We start from the raw sequence: 23,251 nt of genomic DNA, 5'->3' as shown, positions 1-23,251 counted from the left end.
ATTAGAGAATTTGCGTTGGCAATGAAAACAATCGCTGTAAATAGCTTCAAAGGTGGAACCGCTAAAACATCCACGACTTTGCATCTAGGTGCTGCTCTTGCACAATATCATAATGCAAAAGTATTGCTTATTGATTTTGATGCTCAAGCAAATCTAACTTCAGGACTAGGGCTTGATCCTGATTGTTATGATAGCCTTGCTGTTGTATTACAAGGCGATAAAACAATTCAAGAGGTCATTCGCTCCATTCAAGATACAGGATTAGATTTAATTCCTGCAGATACTTGGTTGGAGCGCATTGAAGTATCTGGGACTCTTGCTGCCGATCGCTATTCTCACGAACGACTGAAGCATATTCTTACTATGGTAGAGCAGGATTATGACTATGTCATTATTGATACACCCCCTTCTCTTTGTTGGCTTACGGAGTCTGCTCTAATTGCTGCGCATTACGCCCTGATCTGTGCTACACCAGAATTTTATAGTGTTAAAGGACTTGAACGTTTAGCAGGTTTTATTCAAGGAATTGCAACTCGCCATCCCCTAACGATCTTAGGAGTTGCTCTGTCCTTCTGGAATTATCGAGGGAAAAATAATACAACATTTGCGGATCTCATTCAAAAAACATTTCCAGGCAAATTATTGAATACGAAAATACGGAGAGATATTACCATCTCCGAAGCTGCGATTCACGGCAAACCTGTATTCACTATCGCGCCTAGTGCACGCGCCTCTGAAGACTACTTCAACCTCACGAAGGAACTGCTAATTTTATTAAGAGAGATTTAGCTCTATGGGCAATTTAAAAACGTTATTAGAGGGACGCTTCAAGAAAAATACACAAACAAAGATGGAAGCACTCACACGTAAGCGTATGGAAGGTGAGCTCTCCCCGTTTCTTGCTAGATTATCCCACAATACTCTTTCGCCTGAAGAAAAAGAAAAAATTCGCGTTCTTCTAAACCACTATAATTGTCAAGAATATGTGGAAGAACATGACCTTACCCATCTCTGCAGTTTATCCGCAAAAGTAAAGCAAATCCATCACCAAGCTGTACTTTTACATGGCGAACACATAAAGCAAGCTCGCTATCTTTTGAAACGTTACCGGGAAGGGGCTTTCTCCGCTTGGATGATTCTTGCCTACGGCAACAGACAAACACCTTATAATTTTTTAGTGTATTACGAGCTTTTTACTCTTCTACCTGACTCTCTAAAAAAAGAGATAGAAAAAATGCCTAAGCAGGCGGTGTATACTTTAGCATCTCGACAAGGCCCTCAAGAAAAAAAAGAAGAGATTATTCGTAATTACCGAGGAGAAGGAAAGGGTGAGCTCTTAGACAAAATTCGCAAAGAATTTCCTTTACTTGCTACAGACTCTAGACAAACTTCTCCCACAAAGCAAGCGCTAACTATGCTATCCAAAGGATCTCAATTGCTAAGTAAATGTTCGCGACTTTCTTTAGATGAAAAGACTGCCTTGGAAAAATTGATAAAAAAGCTAGAAAGAGTTAAAAGTAACCTCTTTTCTGATTTTCCGATATAAGGGTTGATTTCATGGCAGCAAAAACAAAAACATTAGAACTTGAAGATAATATCTTTCTCCTACTTGAGGGAAATCTGAAAAGGATTTTTGCCACTCCAATTGGGTACACGACATTTCGTGAATTTCAGAATGTTGTTTTCAATTGTGCGAATAGCCAACAGGACATCGCTAATTTTTTCTTTGAAATGCTTATCAATGGGAAGTTAACCCATGAGGTGGAAGCCCAGCAAAAACAAGCTGCTCATAGCCTAATTGCTCAATTTATGATGCCCATACGTGTGGCAAAAGATATCCATGAACGTGGCGAATTCATTAATTTTATTACTTCAGATATGCTCACCCAGCAAGAACGCTGTATTTTTTTAAATCGTTTATCTCGTGTCGATGGTCAAGAATTTTTATTAATGACTGATGTACAAAATACCTGTCATTTGATTCGTCATTTACTTGCACGTCTCTTAGAAGCTCAGAAAAATCCTGTTGGAGAGAAAAATCTGCAAGAAATTCAAGAAGAAATTACTTCATTGCACAACCATTTTGACGAACTTGCTAAAGCGCTTCAATAGCAAAAGCAAAAACCATGAGTAAAAAAAAACGTGTACTTACAGGCGATCGTCCCACAGGAAAGCTTCATTTAGGGCATTGGGTAGGTTCTATAAAGAACCGCCTTGAACTTCAAGATCATCCTGATTATGATTGTTTTTTTATTATTGCTGATCTCCATACTCTGACCACAAAAATTCGTAAAGAAGACATCTTGGACGTAGATAATCATATCTATGAAGTCCTTCTTGACTGGTTGAGTGTAGGGATCGATCCCAAAAAATGCACGATTTACTTACAATCCGCAATTCCTGAAATTTACGAGTTGCATTTGCTTCTCTCCATGCTCATCCCAATGAATAGAGTTCTGGGTATCCCCAGTCTTAAAGAAATGGCGCGCAATGCTTCAATAGAAGAGGGGGGACTTTCTTACGGTCTTATGGGTTATCCAGTTTTACAAAGCGCGGATATTTTATTAGCCAAAGCCCAGCTTATCCCTGTAGGTAAAGACAACGAAGCACATGTTGAACTTACCCGCGATATCGTGAGAAATTTCAATCGATTCTACGGCACTATTTTCCCAGAACCTGAAGTCCTACAAGGAGAGCTTACTTCTCTCATAGGTATTGATGGCCAAGGCAAAATGAGCAAGTCTGCAAATAATGCCATCTTTCTTTCTGATGACGACAGCGTTGTTAAAGAAAAAGTATACCGGATTTATACTGATCCTAATCGCATTCATGCTACGACTCCAGGGCGTGTTGAAGGCAATCCACTGTTTATTTACCATGACATGTTTAACCCCCATAAAGACGAAGTTGCAGAATTTAAAGCGCGTTATCGTCAAGGATGCATTAAAGACGTAGAAGTTAAGGCTCGCCTTGCTGAAGAGTTACTCCTTTTTTTAAAACCGTTTAAGGAAAATCGCGAGGAATTTTTAGCCAAACCCCAAGTACTGCAAGAGGCTCTACAACAAGGGACAGATAGAATGCGTGTAATAGCAAAGGCTACGATAGCAGAGGTTCACGCAAAACTTGGTCTTAGCCATAAGTGGCGTGCTTTACTAAATAGTTTCTACCCTGTATGACATTCCATTTACAAGCTCCTTTCACCCCTTGTGGTGATCAACCCGAAGCCATTGCCCGACTTTCTGCAAATGTACGTGCTGAGACAAAAGCCCAGGTCCTTCTTGGAGCCACAGGATCTGGGAAAACCTTTACTATAGCTAATGTAATTGCAAATGTGAACCTCCCTACCTTAGTATTGGCTCATAATAAAACATTAGCAGCACAGTTGTATCAAGAATTTCGTGAATTTTTTCCAGATAACGCTGTTGAATACTTCATTTCTTATTACGATTATTACCAACCAGAAGCCTATATTGCCCGCAGTGACACTTACATAGAGAAAAGCCTCTTAATTAATGATGAAATTGATAAACTTCGTTTATCTGCAACACGATCGATTTTAGAACGTCGTGACACTCTTATTGTCTCTTCTGTATCTTGCATTTATGGTATTGGATCTCCAGAAAACTATACTTCGATGGCATTGACGCTAGAAATCGGAAAGGAATATCCTCGTCCTGTTCTCACATCCCAACTTGTGAAAATGCATTATTACGCTTCTCCTGTTCCTCAAAGAAGTACGTTTCGTGAGAGGGGGAGCGTGATTGATATTTTCCCTGCTTATGACAGTCGTCAAGCTTTACGCTTAGAATTTGTCAATGACACTTTGATGTCTATAGAGTCTAGTGATCCTCTGACGATGATTCCTCAAGAGTCTAAGAAATCAGCGATTTTATATCCTGGATCTCACTATGTGACTCCTGAGGCTATTCGAAAACAGGCTATCCGCACGATTCAAGAAGAATTAGAGGAGCGCATGCTGTTCTTCGCAGATCGCCCTATAGAAAGAGACCGTATATTCCATCGTACAATGCATGACATCGAAACAATTAAAGAAATAGGTTTTTGCAAAGGTATAGAAAATTATTCTCGACATTTTACAGGAGCTCTCCCAGGAGCTCCCCCTACATGTCTCCTGGATTATTTTCCTGAAGATTTTTTGCTTGTTGTTGATGAATCACATCAAACGTTACCACAATTACGCGCTATGTATCACGGCGATCGCTCCCGGAAAGAATCTTTAGTGGAATACGGTTTTCGCCTGCCTTCAGCTTTCGATAACCGCCCCTTAACCCATATAGAAGCAATGAAGTATTTCCGCAAGGTGATCTATGTTTCAGCAACTCCAGGAGAAACTGAAATCAAAGAAAGCCATGGCCATATCATCGAGCAGATTCTTCGGCCTACAGGAATTCCTGATCCTCTTCCTGAAATCCGTCCTGCTGTAGGACAAATAGATGATTTACTTGAAGAAATTCGACAACGTCTATTCAAAGAGAACGAGAAAGTTTTAGTGATTTCTCTGACAAAAAAGCTTGCTGAAGATATAACAAGTTTTCTTTCTGAGCTTGATATTCCTGCGGCTTACTTACATTCAGAAATAGAAACAGCAGAACGCACACATATCCTGACAGACTTGCGTACAGGAAAAATCAACGTACTGATTGGGGTGAATCTTCTACGAGAAGGTCTTGATCTTCCAGAAGTCTCTCTAGTTGCAATTTTAGATGCTGATAAGGAAGGTTTTTTAAGAAGCACCTCTTCTCTCATCCAATTTTGTGGGAGGGCAGCAAGAAATGTCCATGGTAAAGTGATTTTCTATGCCGATCACAGAACACGTTCTATACAAGAAACTCTAAAAGAAACAGCACGGCGTAGAGAGATTCAGTTAAGCTATAATAAACAACACAATATCGTTGCTACACCTATTATAAAGAAAATTTTTGCTAATCCTATTCCACAAAAATCTAAAGGTCCTCTATTACCTATAGGAAAACAACCTTTGTTACAAAAAGATCTTGAAAAGCAAATAAAAAAATACGAAACACTTATGCAGTGTGCTGCTAAAGAATTTCGATTTGATGAGGCGGCAAAATACCGCGATATCATGCAGGCATACAAAAACCAACTTTTACATTTATCTTAAGAAGATAGCATAAAATGTATTTGCTTTTTGTCATTATAAAATTTAATATGATCAAACAAAGGTTTGATGCCTAACGCAATACCATCGGTGTCTCAATCATATAAGAACTTATATTTTAAGTACTGTCTGTGATTTTGACAGCAATTATAATAAAAGAGAGACAATTATGCTTGAAGCTGTCATTTCTGATATTCAAGCTCGAGAAATCTTAGATTCTCGAGGTTATCCGACCCTCTATGTTAAAGTCATCACAAATCTAGGTTCCTCTGGGGAAGTTTCTGTGCCTTCAGGAGCATCGACAGGGATAAAGGAAGCTTTGGAATTGCGTGATCTTGACCCCACACGTTATCAAGGAAAAGGAGTATTACAAGCTGTACAAAATGTTAAAGAAATCCTTTTTCCTCTTGTGAAAAACTACAATATCTTTGATCAGGTAGTAATCGATGCTATCATGATAGATGCTGATGGGACTCCGAATAAAGGAAAACTCGGCGCTAATGCAATTTTAAGTGTGTCTCTAGCATTAGCAAAGGCAGCAGCAGCCACGCTTGGACAATCTTTATATCGTTATCTTGGGGGATGCTTCGCTTCTACACTCCCCTGTCCTATGATGAACCTCATCAATGGAGGGATGCATGCCGACAATAACTTAGAGTTCCAAGAGTTCATGATTCGCCCTATAGGCGCAAATTCTATAGCAGAAGCAATACGTATGGGAGCTGATGTTTTTCATACACTAAAAAAACTCTTGAATGAAAGACATCTCCCTACGGGAGTGGGCGATGAAGGAGGCTTTGCTCCTCAGCTTCGATCTAATTCAGAAGCTCTAGATCTTCTCATGATGGCGATAGAAAAAGTAGGGTTTGTCCCAGGACAAGACATCTCCTTAGCCTTAGATTGTGCAGCTTCTTCGTTTTATAATAAAGATACGCAAACTTACAATGGTAGGCACTACGAAGAACAAATCCAAGTCCTTGTTGAGCTTTGTAATACCTATCCTATAGACTCAATAGAAGATGGCCTTGCAGAAGAAGATTATGACGGCTGGGCAGTATTAACAACAGAACTTGGTGAGAGAATACAGCTCGTCGGTGATGATCTCTTCGTCACTAATCCCATATTCATTGCTGAAGGGATTAGCAAGGGCCTCGCTAATGCTGTTTTAATTAAACCTAATCAAATAGGGACACTTACAGAAACTGCTGAAGCAATCCAGTTAGCACATATGAATGGTTATAGTACCATTCTTTCCCATCGTTCTGGAGAGACGGCAGATAACACCATTGCCGATTTAGCTGTAGCCTTCAGCACAGGTCAAATCAAAACAGGTTCGTTATCACGCTCCGACCGTATGACTAAATACAACAGACTCCTGGCAATCGAAGAAGAACTAGGATCAGAGGGCGTGTTTACAGATTCTAACATATTTGTTAGTAGCTAAGTAGGTGAAAACTTTTTACAAAGTCCTCTTCTTTAGGGGGTTATTTCCAGTCCATTGCACAATGATGTAGTTGTCACGGTGTTTCGGTAGTCGTGTAACATAGGAAAGCATGCCATAATCCCGTTGCAGTTTGTGCTCGCCCAACAATAACTTTACCATCATTAGATATAGCATGAGCACACGAATCATTACCTCCGAGAGTCCCTAGGTCTATCATCTTACCATCTACGTACTGAAAAGCATGCAATGCATTGGTAGTTGTTGTAGAGGCACCTATAATGATTGACCCATCCCCCGATACTGCCTTTGCCTCAGAGAAGTCTCCTCCAAGAGTCCCTAGATCGTTTATCACACCGTCTTTATAAACAAAGGCATGACACTGTCCAGAACAAGTCCAAGAGGAACCCACGATTACTTTACCATCTTTAGAAATCCCCTGAGGTAACGTTTGCCCGTCACCTAAAGAACCCAAACATGTTTCTATGCCTCCTTCCCATTTCATAGCGTTGTCTCCTCTGACTCCTACAATTACAGAGCCATCTCCAGACACAGCATTAGCACAAGCATAACAATCCTGATAAACTCCAAAAAGTGATTCGAAATCATGTACCCATGTGATACGATCATCACACCATTTCACAGCGGTAACAGTATCGAATCCATCATTACCTCTTCCCACAATTACGTTACCATCTGCAGAGACTGCGTAAGCCTCAGCCCAGTGTCCCCATGAGGTAAGTGGAAGTTCTATGACCTTATACCCCGCTGAGGGAATCTTTTCCCACTTCACACCACATATTGATGTTATATTGAACTGTACGTTTCGAAGCATACTGCTAAACCCTACGATTACAGAGCCATCTTCAGAAATAGCACACACACGATTATTTTGTCCTAAAGTAGGCAATAACGTTCGTTGCCCATAAGCATACATAAATGGTGCGGATCCCTCCTCTCCTATAATCACAGAGCCATCTCCAGAGACTCCCCAAGCTGCTGACGCTATTCCTGGTGAACCTATGTCTATTAATGTATGTGCAAAAGATGAATTCACAGCAGCAACTAAGAAAAATGCTACCGTTAATTTAAAAACATTGAATAATCTATTTCTACCCAAACTGTATAACACCTCATCAACAATAATCTAGTTCCAAGGGAAATATTATATGAGTATGTGAAAAGCACTGCAAGTAAAAGAAACTCTATTACTTATCGAATACAAAAAACCATGATGTGAGATGAAAGTCTTGCATTTTAGACTTCATTAAAAAAATATTTTAGAAATAAACATACGGGAGTTCCAAAAGTTATGATAAACAACACTTCTTGCTCTAAAATTTGTTAACAAGAAGTGCTATTCTACCATTCAGTATAGCACATGAAAGCATGCCAAGTTCCTATTGCAATTTGTGCTTCTCCGATAATAACCTTACCATCTGCAGAGACAGCATGAGCTCGGGATTCTTTACCTCCTAAAGTCCCTAAATCTGTCATCTTCCCATGGACATACTGGAAAGCATGTAGAGCTCCTGAAGCTGTTGTTGACACTCCAACAACGACTTTGCCATCATAAGAAACCCCAGATGCTGCAGAATAAGAGCCTCCAAGAGTACCAAGATCCCAAATAATGCCGTCTGCATACACACAGGCATGCGTTTCCCCAGCATCTGTTTGAGACCAACCGACAGTGATTTCGCCATCCTTAGAAGCCGCCGTAGCACAAGAGTTGCGCCCTCCTAGATCCCCCAAAAAAAATTCTCTATTATCTGTCCACATCACAGCTCGTTCCTGCTGCTGCTGTCCCAAGCCTTCCGTTACCGAACCTACAATTACAGAGCTATCTCCAGACACAGCATTAGCACAAGCACAAGAATTAGCAAACCAAGATCTACTTAGATCATGTATACCGCCACTTAAATCCCATTTCACAGCTGTAATACTATCCACACCTTCATCTGCTTTTCCTACAATTACAGAGCCATCTCCAGAAATACCGTTAGCCTCAGCCCAATGTCCCCATGGTAAAAGGGGAAGAGTGCTTATTTCACCATTCACCCACTTTACAGGACATGTTCCTTGTGCGTCGAATTGAACATCCGTAATCATATTACTATTACCTACAATTATAGATCCGTCTTCAGACACACCAGTAGCAGAGCCTTTAACAGCATAGACAGGAAGTACTATCATTTTACCATTTACATACTTAAATGGGACCGTCTGTTGATCAAAGATACGTAATTCACCTACGATAACAGAACCATCTCCAGAAACTGCTAAAGCCCTCGACGTCCCCACTACTGAAGCTCCTATGTCTATTAACGAAGCTCCAAAAGCAGTATTTACAACAACAATCCCACATAGCGTCATCCACAGCTTACGCCAATACAGCCAGTTTAAAAAACGTGGTACCATTTTATATTCCTCCCTATTTTCTCACTCACAATCCACTTTAGAGCATAGATACGGCACAGTAGCTTACTAATATGAAGCAAAAACTACAATAATTAAGAAAATGACACTTAAATAAAGAATACAGCAAAAAAGACAAATTCTTAAGCATTGCCTTTGGATAAGACATTGCATGTGAATGAAATAAAATCTGAAAAGAACTTGTATGCAAAAGATGATTCCAACAAGCAAATAAAAAAACTGTAATAGAGTTTTCCATTATGAGGATTTTTCTATTACAGCTTGTCAATATACTTCGCTAGTTCATGATACCCATGCAATGTATATCTTTAAAAATTGATACAATAACTTCCATTACTTACTAAATTTGTTCCCCCATTCAAAGGTTGTTGATTCATAAGGAACGTGGTTTTCAGCTGCTGATGCTTAGGCAGGTTATAGTTTAACACAAGTGATCCAAAGGGACGCATCGAATGTTCACGATTTTGAAAAGTAAAACGTCCCAGAACTTTCATAGATCCTGAAAAGTCATCGACATGCGAAGCAAAATCTTGTTCAATCCCCATGGTGAAAGACATCGCCATATTCGGCATTACTAAAGCTTTTAGGCAAGTACCAGCAAAACCTGTGACTGCTGAATAAGCAAAATTATCATAGTGCACAGGTAAGAAAACGTCATTTTCGGTATAACCTAGCCTGCTGATACTCATTAGCCGCAATCCTACACAGGATTGAATAGCGACGTCTTCTTTCAAGGCTACGTTATAACGCCCTTCAAACTGACCTCCCATGCTTGTAAATGAGCTGTTTCCTAATCCTTTCTCGGTATAGGAAAGCTGCTCTCTTGTGAGCACGACATCCTGACAACCATAACCAAAAGAAAACCGGAGGCTTGCTTTAGAAGCTTGTGAAGCTTGCCAACCTAAGAAAGCTCCTGTCCACGCATTGTTTTGTTTTAAATAAAAATTATTTACAGCTTGGCAACGTTGATTTAAGAAAGCGCCTCCAAACAAAGAAAAATTCAAAGTATTGAGCCTGCTATAATTCCCATGAAGAAGTGGAGCTACAATAGAAGAACCATGACGTGATTCCAGGCTTCCAGAATCCAATGCATTTTGCAGTATCGTGCTTTGTTGGTTTAGCGAAGAGGCTAATGCTTTTCTCTGATGGCGTAGGGATACATAGGTGTTTTCAACATCTACCATAGTACTACGAGCTTGACGACTATGAATTGAAGAATCAGAATCTACTACCGTAGAGGTGGTGTCTTTAACTTGAGTGGGGCAGATAAAAGCATGCCATTCTCCTCCTGCAGTTTGTGCTCTTCCCACAATAATCTTGCCATCTGTAGAGATAGCATTAGCTGAAGATTCCTCACCACCTAGAGTTCCTAAATCTATCATAGTCCCATTGACATATTGAAAGGCATGCCGTTGATGCGTAGAAATTGTAGCTTCTCCAACAATGACTTTACCATCTGCCGAAATTCCTTTTGCCAACGAATAGATTCCCCCAAGAGTTCCGAGATCTTGCATAGTTCCATTTGTATAAGCATACCCATGCACTTCAGCACGATCCGTTTCAGAACTGCCTATAATAGTCTTGCCATCCTTAGAAATCCCTACAGCAATAGCGACATTGCCTCCTAAAGTGCCTAAGAAGGTCGCTGTATCTTTCTCCCACTTCACAGCAGAACTTAACCATTCCGGAGTAATGGATGTCCCTACAATAATAGAACCATCTCCAGACACAGCATTAGCAAACGATTGTGCTCCTCCTTCGGCATAAGGGAGCACAGCAATCGCATCATTTTCCCATTTCACAGCAACAGTGATTCCTAATTCCTCGCTAGCATTTCCCACAATCACACGGCCATCTGCAGAAATAGCCTGCGCTTCAGAATCAACCCCTGTAGATAAAGTTCCAAGATCAATAAGAACATCGTTGTCCCACTTCACAGCATGATACATGCCTGAACCTATACTGCTCATACCTACAATTATGGATCCATCTTCAGACACACCAGTAACAAAAGTTGTTTTCTCAGGTTTTAACGTAGATAAAACAATGCGCTTACCATCCTCATATTTAAATGGAATTGCCCGTACAATTTCACCGCTCTCCACACCTACAACAACAGAGCCGTCACCTGAAACTCCCAACGCCTGTGAAGATAGTCCCGGTTCACCTATATCTAATAATATATTAGCAAATGCCGTGGGCATAGTAGCTACCCAAAACATTGTCATCCAGAGGTTTTGCCGTTGTATCCAATGAGGTAAAATTTTTATAACCGCTTTCATAATTCAACCCAACTTTTTTAAAGGTTTCTATCTACGTTAACAAAAACAGTTATCGCAGCTCCGTGACTATACAAATATAAAAGAAGAGCTGCAAGTACGAAGAATCCTATTCAGAATAACGTTCAAACGCTATTTGTAGCCTGAACCCTTGGCTTTAAGTGCTATAGGATACAAAAATACATTCTAAATAAGAAAAATTTTTTACTACGTATTCCAAAGGCAAATATGAATTTAAAGTCATTAGAAACCCATATTATATTCCGCACTACTGGGAAACCCCATAACACCTTGCAACGGTTGTTGATTCACATGAAAGACACATTTCAAACATTGCGATTTTAGTAAGTCGTACTTAAAATCCAACGAAGCAAACGCTCGTGTATGCACAATATGCAGTTCTTCAAATCGGAAAGATCCAAAAGAAACTATAGTTCCTGATAACGAATCCACATGTGAATAAAGATTCTGTTCTATACCCATACGTGCAGTCATAGTGAAATCAGGAATAAGAAAGATATGTGCCCTCGTTCCAACATATCCGGTGCTTGCAGCATAATCTACATTGTCATAGTAAATGGGGAACCTCACATTGCTTTCTGCATAGTTTTCTCGACTTATCCGAATCAGTTTGAGGCCGAGAAAAGGCTGAACTCTTATCCCCTTACCAAAGGGTAAACCATAACGACTTTCTATCTGCCCAGCAAAGCTTCTAAACGTGCTATTTCCACTTCCTGCCTCCGTATTTTCTAACTGTTTCCGTACAATGGTAACACCCGGATTTCCGTAACCAAAAGAGGCTCTAAAGCTAGACCCCAAAGAGTCAGAAGAACGCCATTCTATGCAAGCTCTTGTCCAAGGTTGACTGTGCTTGATATGAAAGTTATCTGGTGTATGTGCACTAAAAGTCTGATTTAAAAAGATACCGATCCGCCAAGAAGAAGGCATTTCATACGTCAATTGGATATGAGCACCTGCTAAATTGCTCGCCATGTTCTGCAAAGCATGGAGATATGTTTCACCACTAAAACCCCTACGATATTTAGAAAACACAGTATGCTCATGATTTAATGCTGTATGCAACATCATATTTTGTAAATTTAACAGTGAATTTAGCTGATAACCGTTTTGACGCAATGCTTCGTATGTATTATCCAAATCTAATATAACGGGTTTTTCAAGCGCATGGGGAGGGAAAATAGCATAACATAAAAACAAGTGCCAAGAACCGTCAGCAATCTGTGACCGTCCAACAATCACCTTACCATCTTGCGACAATGCCTTTGCGGTAGAATTTTCACCACCAAGAGTCCCCAGGTCCATCATCTTACCATCCACGTACTGAAAGGCATGGACTTCCCCAGAAGGTAAACCCGCTTGTCCAACAATAACAGAACCATCTTTTGAAACTGCTGAAGCTGTCGAATGTTTTCCTCCTAAAGTTCCTAAATCCATCATTGTGTTATTTTTATATACAAAGGCATGTGTTGTATCTGCAGTTACTGTCGTTTGAGAAGTTCCTACAATTACCTTACCATCCGCAGAGATAGCGGTTGCTGTAGATCCCGCTCCTCCTAAAGTCCCGAGAGCTATTGCCTTACTGGCCTCCCATTTCACTGCAGAATTTACAAGTGCTGTCTTTTGGTAAGTCCCAATAATTATAAAACCATCTGCAGATACATCAGAAGCAAAAGAGCTTTTTGATCCTCCAGGAATATCTGGGAGTTCTTTTATTTTCCCATCAACCCATTTTACAGCCTTATAATCTCCTCCTGCCACTTTATTTGAAAATCCTACAATTATCTTACCATCAGCTGAAATTCCGTGTGCTTCAGAAAAATCCCCACCAGTTAAAACTTGAAGGTCAACTACCGTACTTGCATTCTCCCATTTTGTGGCATGATATTTCCCCGGTCCTGTACCGCAAGTCCCAACAATGATTGTTCCATCAGGAGAAATGCTGTAAGCATAGGCCTTTTGTCCTAGGGTTAAGACACTTAATTTTCTAGGGTGCGCGTTGCTGTGTCATATTTAAATGGCTCAGTACTAGCTGAGGCTCCGCTTGTACTCACTGTCCCTATAATAATAGAGCCATCAGCTGAGACCGCTTCAGTATAACTTTCTCCTGGAATGTTTAAATCGATCATTCCTTCTCCATAGGATAGATGCACTTTAAGTATTAACCACACTAGAATCAATAAACCTTTAGGCAATATCCAGGAGGAAAACATTCTTGCTTGTTTATCCATAAGCAACACTGAAACTCCTCTTCTTATTCCAAATTAAATCTCATGCCTAGGAAGAAAAAAATCTACAATCAAGAATTTATCCTAGAAGTCCTCATTCAAATACTCTTACATGAGCATTAAACACATTTCTAAAAGGTAATTCTTATCACGGTTTATTATGTGAACTAGGTATTTTTCTCATCAAGACAACAAAGAAATAGTAGATGTTTCCTTAAGGAAATTTTTTATATACTGCGTAAAAAACAACACACGTGAGGAGAGGCGCCCATTCCCCAAGGAAAATATCTTAGGAACAGAGCGTCATAGTATCCATGATCCCTTTTACTAAAACAATAGGGTTCCGTTTATGGTGGGCTTGCTCTATTGCCATTATTCTTCCCTTAGGAGTGAATATTATTTTATTATATTTAGGACAGCATCATACGGTAGTCTCCTCTATCGCCAATGCGCTTAAAGAAAACGCAGCCTTTAAAGCCAATACTTTAACACAAATTGTACCTTTAAATGCTGATGTGTTAGCCCTATTTTCTGAAGTCTTAGAATTGCCTATGGGAGTTCCCTATACTCCTAATCTCACTCTCAGCAAAGAAATGGAAAGGATTTTTCATACAACTTACAAAGAAATTTCCTTAATTAAGATTATGCCAAATGGAAATAAACTTGTCGTAGCTTCTAGCATCCCCAAACATTTAGGAGAAAATTATAATAACAAAATAGACATTTCCCAAGACCTTCTGTTTTTAGCAGCATTAAAGCAATCCTCCATAAATCATGAAGTGTTTTCTATAATGCAGGCAAATCTTTTTGACCCAATCACACAAGAATTACAAGGAGTGCTGTATACAACTTTTAATGCTGAGGACTTACTAAAAGATCTTTTAGTCAACCAACAAGACTATCTCACTGTAAAAACAGCTGTTCTCTCTAAATATGGTGTAGTCTTAAAAGCCTCCGATCCTGCTCTTAACCTCCAAACTATTGATTCTAAGATGACGAAAAAAGAATTCTGTCAGGTTTTTCTAGAGGATACCTGCCCTGAAAATTTACACTTGGAGTTTTTATCTCTGACTCCTTTACCTCTTTTGGGAGAAAATTTTTATTCTTTTAAAATCAAAGATCAGGATGTTTGGGGATATGTTAAAGATGTTCCTAATATAGACATTGGTGTGCTGTCCTATAGTAATAAGAAAGAGAGTTTAGCTCCTCTACGACGACGAATGGTCATCTATTCCGCTTATTTTTTTTGTACTCTTTTAGGAAGTATTCTTGCCTATTTTGTAGCTAAAAGGCTTTCCTTGCCTATCCGCAAGCTTGCTACCACGATGATAGAGTCCCGTCAGAATTTAAATCATCCCTACACTGATGACTCTTTAGGTTTTGAAATTAATAGGTTAGGACATATTTTTAATGCTATGATCGCACATTGGCATAAGCAACAAGATTTGGCGATAAAAAACTTCGAGCTTAAAGAAAATGCACAAAATGCTTTGCAATTAGGGGAACAAGCGCAACAACGCTTACTTCCCAATATCTTACCTACCTATCCCTATACGCAATTAGCAAAAGCCTATATCCCAGCAATTACTGTAGGGGGAGATTTTTTCGATGTTTTTATCGTCGGCGAAGGAATACATGCCAAGCTATTCCTCATTGTTGCTGATGCTTCGGGGAAAGGCGTCAACGCTTGTGGTTACTCGTTATTTTTGAAAAACATGTTGCGTACGTTTCTTACAAACTCCTCTTCTCTTAAAGAAGCCATCCAACAAACATCTGCGCTATTTTATAGTAACACTATAGATTCAGGAATGTTTGTTACTCTTTGTGTTTATTGTTATAGCTATGCTTTACAAACTATGGAATATTATTCCTGCGGACATCCCCCCGCTTGCTACCTCAATGCTGAGGGAACAGCTTCCTTTTTATTCCATGAGGGTATGGCTTTAGGTTTTCTTCCTAATGTTGCTGATATTTCAACAGCAACGTTCCGCCCCCAACCCAACTCTCTAATCGTTCTATACTCTGATGGAATTACAGAAGCCCATAATAATTATGGAGAAATGTTTGGAGAAGAGCGTCTGAAAAATACTATACAAAGTTTTACAAACAAAAGTGCTAATGAAGCCATGCATAATCTCATGTCAGCGGTCAAAAAATTCGTAGGAAATTCTCATCAATATGATGACATTACATTATTAGTTTTGAAGATATTAGAATCATGAAATATACGTTTACAAAGCGAATTTTATTTTTTCTTTTTTTAGTGATTCCAATTCCTTTAATTTTAAACTTTATCGTTTTAGGTTTTTTCTCGTTTTCAGCAGCCAAAGCAAATCTTGTCCAAGTTCTCCACACTCAAGCAACAAATCTAAGCATGGAATTTGAAAAAAAATTGTCACTCCACAAACTCTTTCTCAAAAGGCTTGCTAGTACTTTGGCTCTTAAAACATACGCCTCTTCTGAAGACTTCCATACCCAAGCTTATACAGAAATGATGGCTCTTTCAGACACAGAATTTTCCTTATGCTTAATTAACCCCTTGGATCATTCTATAAAAACTAAACATCCTGGATCCCCTTTTATTCGCTATCTAAAACAACATCCTGAAATTAAAAAAAAGTTAGCTGCAGCTTCAGGACACGCAATTTTATTAACAATTCCCGCTAAGGAACCTGTGCATTACCTTGTTCTTGTTGAAGATCTTGAAATCTGGAATTCTCCAGGAAGCTCAGGACTCCTGATCGGATTTTATCCTATGTCTTTTTTACAAAAAGACCTGTTTCAATCTTTACACATTACTCAAGGCAATATCTGTCTCGTCAATAAGTATGGTGAGGTATTGTTCTGCGCACAAAAATCAGAAACCCCTTTAGTGTTTTCTTTAGATCTTCCTAATTTACCGCAGTTCCAACCCAAACAACAATCCGACGCTATCGTTATTGAAGCCTCCTCAAAGATCATGCAAGAGAAAGGCATAGTAAGTTGTACCATCAGCAATAGAAAATATCTTGGCCTTATTCTCAATAAAATTCCTATCCAAGGGATCTATACACTATCTTTATTTCCGCGTTCTGTGTTTCTACGTACAGTCCTAAAAATGCCTTTGAATGTTCTTGTCTTTTATTTTTTAGCTTTTATTCTCATGGGATGGATTCTTTCCAAACTAAACAAACGATTAAATAAACCTTTACAGGAACTGACTCTGTGCATGGAAGCTGCCTGGCGTGGTGACCATAATGTCCGTTTTCAACCACAACCTTATGGCTATGAAATTAACGAATTAGGGAATATCTTTAATTGTACATTGCTCTTACTCCTCAACTCTATAGAAAAAGCAGATATCGATTATAAATCTGGAAATAAATTACAAAAAGAACTTGCCATCTTAGAATCATTACAAAGCTCTCTTCTAACTCCAAAATTTCCCTCATTCCCTACAGTATCTTTCAGTTTACAACATCTTAAAGGTCGACAACTGTCCGGCCACTTCCATGGCTGGCAAGTCAAAGATCACAAACAGACTCTTCTTGGAATGCTAGGTCTTGCCGGGGATATTGGCCTACCGTCTTATCTCTATGCATTGTCAGCAAGAAGTTTATTTTTAGCTTATGCTAATCTCTATTCTTCTATTGAGAGGATCTGCGAAGAAACCTTCAACAATTTTTCTAAAATTACGGAGGGGAATGAAGCTACGATATCTATGACTTTCATAAAATATTCCGTGGAACAGCGCGTACTTTCTTTTCTTTCCATAGGAGAGAAAGCTCCTATAGTATTTCTAAAACGAGGGAAGCAATTCCTACATCTATCTATGCATTTACACTATACTATGGAAACTGGAGATTGCTTAATTTGCGTTACAGGATGCCAGGATCTTACAGAATATCTTTTGCATCTCCCTATTGAAGCGTTACTCAAAGATCCCCTATCTCCTATAAACTCGGAAAACTTCATTGACTATTTAACGACTATGTTGAACAACAGAGCCTCATCCCAAGCAGACGGGACTCTAGCTATGTTACTTTTTTCGTAATGTCTATTACATTGTCTAGGATAAAACCTAGAGTTCTTACCAAAGAATCGCCTACTGACAGAAACTTTCTGTTCATGCTAAAGAACAAAAACAACAGAAAATATTCCCTACATTTTATATGTCACGATTGAATCGTGTTGTTTTTGACTCCTTAACTCTTAAACAACAAAGCGGATTAGAAGAAATACTCTGCTCCGAAAATGCTGAACTATTTCAAGGATATCGCACTACAGCACTGCAATCACCCTTAGCAGCAAAAAACTTACATACTGCGCGTAAAATTGCAGGCTATATCTTAGGAGAAAATAATGAAATCGACACTATAAAACTTATTGAAGCAACAAATTACCTAATTCACTGTACCTATCCTTTAGGACCTCATCGTCATAATGAAGCCAAAGCTCGTGAACATCTTCTTTGCATGCTTAAAGCTCTAAAAGAAAACCCCAACTTAAAAAACCATATCAAGGCTCTTTTCATCCCTTCCTATACTGCAATTCAACATCTTATCCGTCACACTCTAGCTTTAGATTCTCACGTCTCTCTTTCTGTATTTCACGTACGACAAGCTGTGCTCACAGCACTGTTTACTTACCTTCGTCAAGATGTGGGTTCCTGCTTTGCTACAGCGACTGCCATTCTAATTCATCAGGAATATCCTGAGCGTTTCCTTAAAGATATAGACGACTTGTTAAGCTCTGGCAAGCTTTCGCGAGTTATTGGCACACGAGAAATCACCGTACCTATCAATCTCTCAGGATGCATTGGCGAGCTTTTTAAGCCCTTGCACATCTTAGATCTTTACCCTGATCCCTTGAGAAAACTCTCTTCATCTCCAGGACTACAGAAAGCTTTCCAAGCTGCAGGGATCCTAGAAACTCTTAGTGATCCGCAAATTCATGTACAGCAATTACTCGCCCACGAATATCTCTTAAACAAAATACAAAATGCTTACGAAACTATAACTGCAAACGAAATTATCGAATCTACACTTTTACACTATTATCAAATTTCCAAGAATACAGTACGGTCTATTCTCTTTAAAGAAGGCTTATTTAGCAAAGAACAGCTTCTACTTAATTCGCAATTTCCTCATGAGCTTTCGGAAACACATAAAGTATATCGGTATCTTTCCGCTTATGAAGAAGCAAAATTTGCTTTTGTCCGCGATACCCAAAACCCTCTTCTTAAAGCTTGGGAATATACCTTAGCAACATTCGCTGATGCGAATCAACCTACGGCTGCTAACCACATCCGCATTGCTCTGGGCTGGCACAACGACGGCCCTCAGAGTCTTGTAGGTCTTCTAAAAACATTCGCTGAAGAAGAAATTGAAACTCTCCATACTTTAGTACAGCAATGCGAACAGACTTACCATGAAGCACGTGCTCAGCTAGCTTATATTGAAAGTCGTATGCGAAGCCCTTTGAACAATCAAGACAGTCAAATTTTGACTATGGATCACATACGGTTTCGTCAAGAACTTAATAAGGCCCTTTACGATTGGGATAGCGCTCAAGAAAAAGCTAAACAATTCGCGGTTCTCCCTGATTTCTTGATTTCCTTTTATACAAAGCAAATTCCTCTATACTTTCGCAGTTCCTATGATGCGTTTATCCAAGAGTTTGCACACCTTTATGCTGATACTCCTGCAGGATTTCGTATTTTCTTTACCCATGGCAGGACGCATCCTCATGCTTGGTCTCCTATCTACTCAATTAATGAATTCATAAGATTTCTTTCTGAGTTTTTCACTTCTACAGAAATCGATTTGCTAAGCAAACACGCTGTAATCGGCTTAGAAAAGGAAACTACAACATTAATACATAGAATTACCGCACTTCTTCATAAAGAAAGTTTTCAAGAAGCTGCACTACAAAGAATTCTACAGGCTTATGATTTGCCTATTCCAGAATCTATCCTACATCATTTAGATAAAATTTCTCACATGCCGTGGGTTTATGTTTCTGGAGGAACAGTAACTTCTCTTCTCACCGACTATTTCGAACATACAGAACCTTTAACTATAATAGAGAAGTATCCAGAAAATGCTCATGAGCTTGCAGCTTTCTTTGCTGATGCACTTAAAGATTTACCTACAGGTATTAAAAATTATTTAGAAGAAGGAACACACTCTCTCATTGCTTCATCTCCGACACATGTTTTTTCTATAACAGCAGGAGCACCTTTATTTAAAGAAGCTTGGGACAATGATTGGTACAGTTATACATGGTTGCGCGACATATGGATGAAACAACATAATGACTTCTTATATGTAACTACTTTATCCCATCAAGGAATCTATACTTTCATAGAAAGATTTTGCAACAAATATGCTCTTCAAGATGTTGTTCAAAATTTTCACAATTTCTGTTCTGATTATACATTAACTTTGCCGGAGTTTTATGAAAAAGCTTCTCGTTTTTTACAACAGTTATACCGACACGCTCCAAAAGCATTTACTTTATACCAACGTTACCTTGTCCACCAGATAGTGAACGATATTCCCTATGTCTCAGAACAACAACTTCCTGAAATATTGGATAATATCTCCTCCTACTTGGGAATCTCATCACGCATGGCTTATGATAACTTTAGCGCTCTCATAGAACAGCACGTTCCTAAACTCTCTTTACTTTCTTCTGCTGATGTTCGCCATCTCTACAAAGGTCTGCTAATGGAAAGTTATCAAAAACTCTATACCGAAGAAGATATGTACCTACGCTTAGCAACAGCAATGAGACATCATAACCTAGCGTATCCAGCACCTTTATTATTTGGCGATACGAACTGGCCTTACAGTTATTTTGGCTTCATTGTAAATCCAGGAACGCAACAAATCGACCTATGGCAATTTAATTATGCAGGGTTACAAGGATATCCTCTCAACAATATTGAAGAAATCCTATCTCTACAACAGCCCTGGACTCTCTACTCAAATCCTATAGATTATGGCATGCCTCCACCTCCGGGATATCGCAGTCATATGCCCAAGGGATTTTTTTAACTTTTCTTCTTTTTAAACAAAGTAGAGAACAAATTTTTCAAAGAAAATTTAGTCAGCTGACGCCCAATAACAGAAATACTCTCAGTTAATGGCAGTTTCTTAGGACATACACGCGCACAGTTATGTGCTTGTCCACAACCTTCAAAACCATCCTTTTCCATGAGAGTATGTAGTCGTCTCGTCATCTGTTTATCTCCAGGATAGCTATTAAAATAGCGCGCTTGAGCAATGACAGCAGGACCTACAAAATCATTACGTTTATTCATTTGAGGACAAGCTTCTGTACAACAACCACAGGTCATGCATTGGGACAAAGCGTATAAAAGCTTCTGTTGTTCTTGTGGAACTTTAGGACCAAAAATTTCCCCTTCTTTATCCGCAGCTATCCATCCTCGAATACACTGAAGATTATCAAACATTATAGATCTATCAACAATAAGATCTCGAATAAGTGGAAATTTTGTTAAAGGTGCTAAAACAATCTCCCGAGAGTTGGTAGCATCAATGTATTCTTGAATGAGTGCTGTGCATGCCTGACGAGGTACACCATTCACAAGAATCGAACAGGATCCACAGACTTCTTCTAAACACCCTTGCTCCCAAACTACAGGATTTACTTTTTGACCCAAGATATTTATTGGCTGCTTCTCGATTTCCATAAGAGCACTAATGATATTTTCCCTAGAATGAAGCGCAAGCTCAAAGCTTTCCCAATACTGTTTTCCGGGGATTCCCCTATAAATCTTTAAAATAAAAGTTTCAAGAGTACTCATAACGTCCTCACTCTATAAAGGCAGGGAAATATTGTCCGGCAAATTAACAGGATGTATTTTCACTGTTGAAGATTTAGTATAATCCCTCAAAGAGGGCTGAAAATGACGTGTATCCACAGGACAATAAGAAATTTCTGGTTCTTCACAGTGATAAGTAGCCAACGTAGTCTTCAGCCAATGCTTATCATCACGTTGGGGAAATTCAGGTTTGTAGTGCGAACCACGAAATTCATTACGCAAAAGAGCACCTTTAGTGATGGCCAACGCTAATTCTAACATGGGTTTCATTTGACGTAAAAAATGAAAAGACTTGTTCGCAAATGGTGACGAATCATGAACTGACACTTTTTTTAATCGCTCACGCAACTCTTTTAACTTATTTACAGTGTCTTGAAGATCTTTATTATTACGTTTTACTGTTACATTTTGCACCATGACTGCTGCGATTTCTTCATACAAAATAAAAATATTCTCTTTTCCCGAAGCAGATAACAGACGGGCATTTTCTTCCTTTTCTTCACAAAGGGCGCACTCAAAATCCTTGGATTCTTGAACAGCAGGTCCATAAGTTTCGATAAATCGTGCAGCTTCATCTCCAGCGACAAGACCTGCAAATAAACAAGATAACAAAGAATTTGCTCCCAGACGGTTAGCACCATGATACTGAAAGTCTGATTCACCACAATTAAAACATCCTGGAATATTCGTCATTTGTCGGAACCGACCATCACGATCAATATCATCAGCAGCGGGCCAATCCACCCAAGCTCCCCCCATAGAATAATGCACAGCAGGAAATATCCTCATTGGCACGACATTAGGATCCTCACCAGTAAACTTCTTATAAATATCTAACACTACTTCCAATTTATCTCTGGTTGCCAGGGACAAATGTGTTACATCTAAAAAGACTTCCATACGCCCATCAATTCCCATACCAGCTTCACATATTTGTAGAATTGCTCGTGCGCCTACATCACGACTGACAAGATTCCCATAAGCAGGGTACATCTCTTCTAAGAAATACCAAGGCTTTCCAGTGACGCCACATGTTTTTTGAGATCCATCAGGGAAGGTAACACTCTTCGAGGAATCTCCAGGCACCCACACACGCCCTCCTTCACCACGAACAGACTCTGAAATCAAGCGGAGCTTATCACGCCCAGGAATTGCTGTAGGATGTATTTGTATAAATTCTGGATTTGCATAGACCATGCCCTGTAAAAATAGCCTACCATTCGCAGCTCCTGTGCAAAATGTAGAATTCGTTGACATCTTAAAAATAATGCCCGCTCCCCCTGTAGCAATAATTACAGCATCGCCTTTCAAGATTTCCAAACGATTGTTAAACAAATTCATTAATATAATCCCGCAAGCACGTCCTTTACTATCTGTAATAAGGCGAACAAACTCATGATTTTCTCTCTTAATAATCCTTCCAGAATTTTCGCGACGACGTACCTGTTCATCTAAAGTGTACATCAATTGCTGGCCTGTTGAAGCTCCACAAAATACTGTACGGTGATAGAGAGTTCCTCCAAACCTACGGACATCTAAATTTCCGGAAGAACTACGATTAAAAGGACAACCAAAATTGTCTAACATACGAATGATTCGAGGTGCGGCAAGGCACATCTCTAATACTGGAGGTTGATCCGCCAGAAAGTCCCCCCCTTTGATAGTGTCATAGGCATGAATGTAGGGGGAATCTTCTTCTTCTGGCTTTAGATTTAATGCAGCATTAATTCCTCCTTGTGCACATACAGAATGAGAACGTTTCACTTTGGTCAAAGAAACAAGTTCTACAATCATGCCACGATCTGCTAATTGCATAGCTGCTGATAACCCTGCCAAGCCGCCACCAACCACAATGACTTTACAATTTTTATCCATTCT

At 39.3% G+C, this 23,251-nt stretch carries 16 protein-coding genes and 1 pseudogene; 9 read left to right on the top strand and 8 right to left on the bottom strand.

Annotated features, from left to right (window positions below; genetic code table 11):
- Nucleotides 1-21: 21 nt before the first annotated feature.
- The 6 genes from Cs308_RS02065 to eno all read left to right on the top strand — a co-directional run bounded on the left by Cs308_RS02065 (nt 22) and on the right by eno (nt 6,584).
- Complete coding sequence (locus Cs308_RS02065) at nt 22-789, top strand: ParA family protein (RefSeq protein ID WP_066482011.1); 768 nt, start codon at nt 22-24, stop codon at nt 787-789.
- 4 nt (nt 790-793) lie between these two features.
- A complete protein-coding gene (locus tag Cs308_RS02060) occupies nt 794-1,546 on the top strand; it encodes a pGP6-D family virulence protein (protein WP_066482008.1) in 753 nt (250 codons plus the stop codon).
- Between the two features lie 11 nt (nt 1,547-1,557).
- Nucleotides 1,558-2,112 (top strand): CT584 family type III secretion system tip protein, encoded by a 555-nt coding sequence (locus Cs308_RS02055; protein ID WP_066482006.1) that lies wholly within the window; start codon nt 1,558-1,560, stop codon nt 2,110-2,112.
- A 14-nt stretch (nt 2,113-2,126) separates the two neighbouring features.
- Nucleotides 2,127-3,176, top strand: coding sequence for a tryptophan--tRNA ligase (gene trpS, locus Cs308_RS02050; RefSeq protein WP_066482004.1), 1,050 nt, complete (start codon nt 2,127-2,129; stop codon nt 3,174-3,176).
- Nucleotides 3,173-5,143, top strand: a complete 1,971-nt coding sequence (gene uvrB / locus Cs308_RS02045) for an excinuclease ABC subunit UvrB (protein WP_066482002.1) — start codon at nt 3,173-3,175, stop codon at nt 5,141-5,143. Before trpS ends, uvrB begins: the two co-directional genes overlap by 4 nt.
- A 166-nt stretch (nt 5,144-5,309) precedes the next feature.
- Complete coding sequence (eno, locus tag Cs308_RS02040) at nt 5,310-6,584, top strand: phosphopyruvate hydratase (protein WP_066482000.1); 1,275 nt, start codon at nt 5,310-5,312, stop codon at nt 6,582-6,584.
- 73 nt (nt 6,585-6,657) lie between these two features.
- Here the strand turns inward: eno and Cs308_RS02035 are convergent, their stop codons facing one another.
- The 6 genes and pseudogenes from Cs308_RS02035 to Cs308_RS02015 form a co-directional block, all read right to left on the bottom strand.
- Nucleotides 6,658-7,701: an HAF repeat-containing protein gene (locus Cs308_RS02035; RefSeq protein ID WP_066481995.1), complete on the bottom strand. Its 1,044-nt coding sequence runs from the start codon at nt 7,699-7,701 to the stop codon at nt 6,658-6,660.
- 242 nt (nt 7,702-7,943) lie between these two features.
- Nucleotides 7,944-8,999 (bottom strand): HAF repeat-containing protein, encoded by a 1,056-nt coding sequence (locus Cs308_RS02030; RefSeq protein WP_066481991.1) that lies wholly within the window; start codon nt 8,997-8,999, stop codon nt 7,944-7,946.
- 326 nt (nt 9,000-9,325) lie between these two features.
- Nucleotides 9,326-11,299, bottom strand: a complete 1,974-nt coding sequence (locus Cs308_RS02025) for an HAF repeat-containing protein (RefSeq protein ID WP_066481990.1) — start codon at nt 11,297-11,299, stop codon at nt 9,326-9,328.
- 240 nt (nt 11,300-11,539) lie between these two features.
- Nucleotides 11,540-13,075, bottom strand: coding sequence for an autotransporter domain-containing protein (locus tag Cs308_RS02020; protein WP_082904997.1), 1,536 nt, complete (start codon nt 13,073-13,075; stop codon nt 11,540-11,542).
- Nucleotides 13,076-13,153: 78 nt separating this feature from the next.
- Nucleotides 13,154-13,255 (bottom strand): annotated as a pseudogene (locus tag Cs308_RS05105) (hypothetical protein); the annotation flags it as partial.
- 38 nt (nt 13,256-13,293) lie between these two features.
- On the bottom strand, nt 13,294-13,545 hold the full coding sequence (locus tag Cs308_RS02015; RefSeq protein ID WP_156506728.1) for a hypothetical protein: 252 nt from the start codon (nt 13,543-13,545) through the stop codon (nt 13,294-13,296).
- Nucleotides 13,546-13,856: 311 nt separating this feature from the next.
- On the opposite strand from Cs308_RS02015, the gene Cs308_RS02010 reads away from it, so the two are divergent.
- The 3 genes from Cs308_RS02010 (at nt 13,857) to Cs308_RS02000 (ending at nt 20,582) form a co-directional block, all read left to right on the top strand.
- Nucleotides 13,857-15,764, top strand: coding sequence for a SpoIIE family protein phosphatase (locus Cs308_RS02010; protein WP_066481988.1), 1,908 nt, complete (start codon nt 13,857-13,859; stop codon nt 15,762-15,764).
- The gene (locus Cs308_RS02005) at nt 15,761-17,575 is read left to right on the top strand and encodes a regulator of sigma subunit (RefSeq protein ID WP_066481987.1); all 1,815 of its coding nucleotides are present in this window, start codon (nt 15,761-15,763) and stop codon (nt 17,573-17,575) included. The genes Cs308_RS02010 and Cs308_RS02005 overlap by 4 nt, the downstream gene beginning before the upstream one ends.
- 118 nt (nt 17,576-17,693) lie before the next feature.
- Nucleotides 17,694-20,582 (top strand): hypothetical protein, encoded by a 2,889-nt coding sequence (locus Cs308_RS02000; protein WP_066481986.1) that lies wholly within the window; start codon nt 17,694-17,696, stop codon nt 20,580-20,582.
- On the opposite strand, the gene sdhB is transcribed toward Cs308_RS02000, so the two are convergent.
- Together sdhB and sdhA are read right to left on the bottom strand one after the other, a co-directional pair.
- On the bottom strand, nt 20,579-21,355 hold the full coding sequence (sdhB, locus tag Cs308_RS01995) for a succinate dehydrogenase iron-sulfur subunit (RefSeq protein WP_066481985.1): 777 nt from the start codon (nt 21,353-21,355) through the stop codon (nt 20,579-20,581). The two genes, Cs308_RS02000 and sdhB, sit on opposite strands and share 4 nt — an antisense overlap.
- Before the next feature lie 12 nt (nt 21,356-21,367).
- Nucleotides 21,368-23,248 carry a succinate dehydrogenase flavoprotein subunit gene (gene sdhA / locus Cs308_RS01990; protein ID WP_066481983.1) on the bottom strand — a complete coding sequence of 627 codons (1,881 nt, stop codon included), beginning with the start codon at nt 23,246-23,248 and terminating at the stop codon, nt 21,368-21,370.
- Nucleotides 23,249-23,251: the final 3 nt, after the last annotated feature.

It is taken from the genome of Candidatus Chlamydia sanziniae, assembly GCF_001653975.1.
GTDB classification, from domain to species: Bacteria; Chlamydiota; Chlamydiia; order Chlamydiales; family Chlamydiaceae; genus Chlamydia; species Chlamydia sanziniae.
This window is presented reverse-complemented; position numbering and strand designations above follow the sequence as displayed.

Bases quoted from the DNA above. Each gene is read 5' to 3' on its own strand.
- Cs308_RS02030 (WP_066481991.1), bottom strand. From the start codon at position 8,999: ATGGTACCACGTTTTTTAAACTGGCTGTATTGGCGTAAGCTGTGGATG.
- uvrB (WP_066482002.1), top strand. From the start codon at position 3,173: ATGACATTCCATTTACAAGCTCCTTTCACCCCTTGTGGTGATCAACCC.
- Cs308_RS02055 (WP_066482006.1), top strand. From the start codon at position 1,558: ATGGCAGCAAAAACAAAAACATTAGAACTTGAAGATAATATCTTTCTC.
- Cs308_RS02025 (WP_066481990.1), bottom strand. From the start codon at position 11,299: ATGAAAGCGGTTATAAAAATTTTACCTCATTGGATACAACGGCAAAAC.
- Cs308_RS02060 (WP_066482008.1), top strand. From the start codon at position 794: ATGGGCAATTTAAAAACGTTATTAGAGGGACGCTTCAAGAAAAATACA.
- trpS (WP_066482004.1), top strand. From the start codon at position 2,127: ATGAGTAAAAAAAAACGTGTACTTACAGGCGATCGTCCCACAGGAAAG.
- sdhB (WP_066481985.1), bottom strand. From the start codon at position 21,355: ATGAGTACTCTTGAAACTTTTATTTTAAAGATTTATAGGGGAATCCCC.
- Cs308_RS02010 (WP_066481988.1), top strand. From the start codon at position 13,857: ATGATCCCTTTTACTAAAACAATAGGGTTCCGTTTATGGTGGGCTTGC.
- Cs308_RS02015 (WP_156506728.1), bottom strand. From the start codon at position 13,545: ATGGATAAACAAGCAAGAATGTTTTCCTCCTGGATATTGCCTAAAGGT.
- sdhA (WP_066481983.1), bottom strand. From the start codon at position 23,248: ATGGATAAAAATTGTAAAGTCATTGTGGTTGGTGGCGGCTTGGCAGGG.
- Cs308_RS02005 (WP_066481987.1), top strand. From the start codon at position 15,761: ATGAAATATACGTTTACAAAGCGAATTTTATTTTTTCTTTTTTTAGTG.
- Cs308_RS02000 (WP_066481986.1), top strand. From the start codon at position 17,694: ATGTCACGATTGAATCGTGTTGTTTTTGACTCCTTAACTCTTAAACAA.
- eno (WP_066482000.1), top strand. From the start codon at position 5,310: ATGCTTGAAGCTGTCATTTCTGATATTCAAGCTCGAGAAATCTTAGAT.
- Cs308_RS02065 (WP_066482011.1), top strand. From the start codon at position 22: ATGAAAACAATCGCTGTAAATAGCTTCAAAGGTGGAACCGCTAAAACA.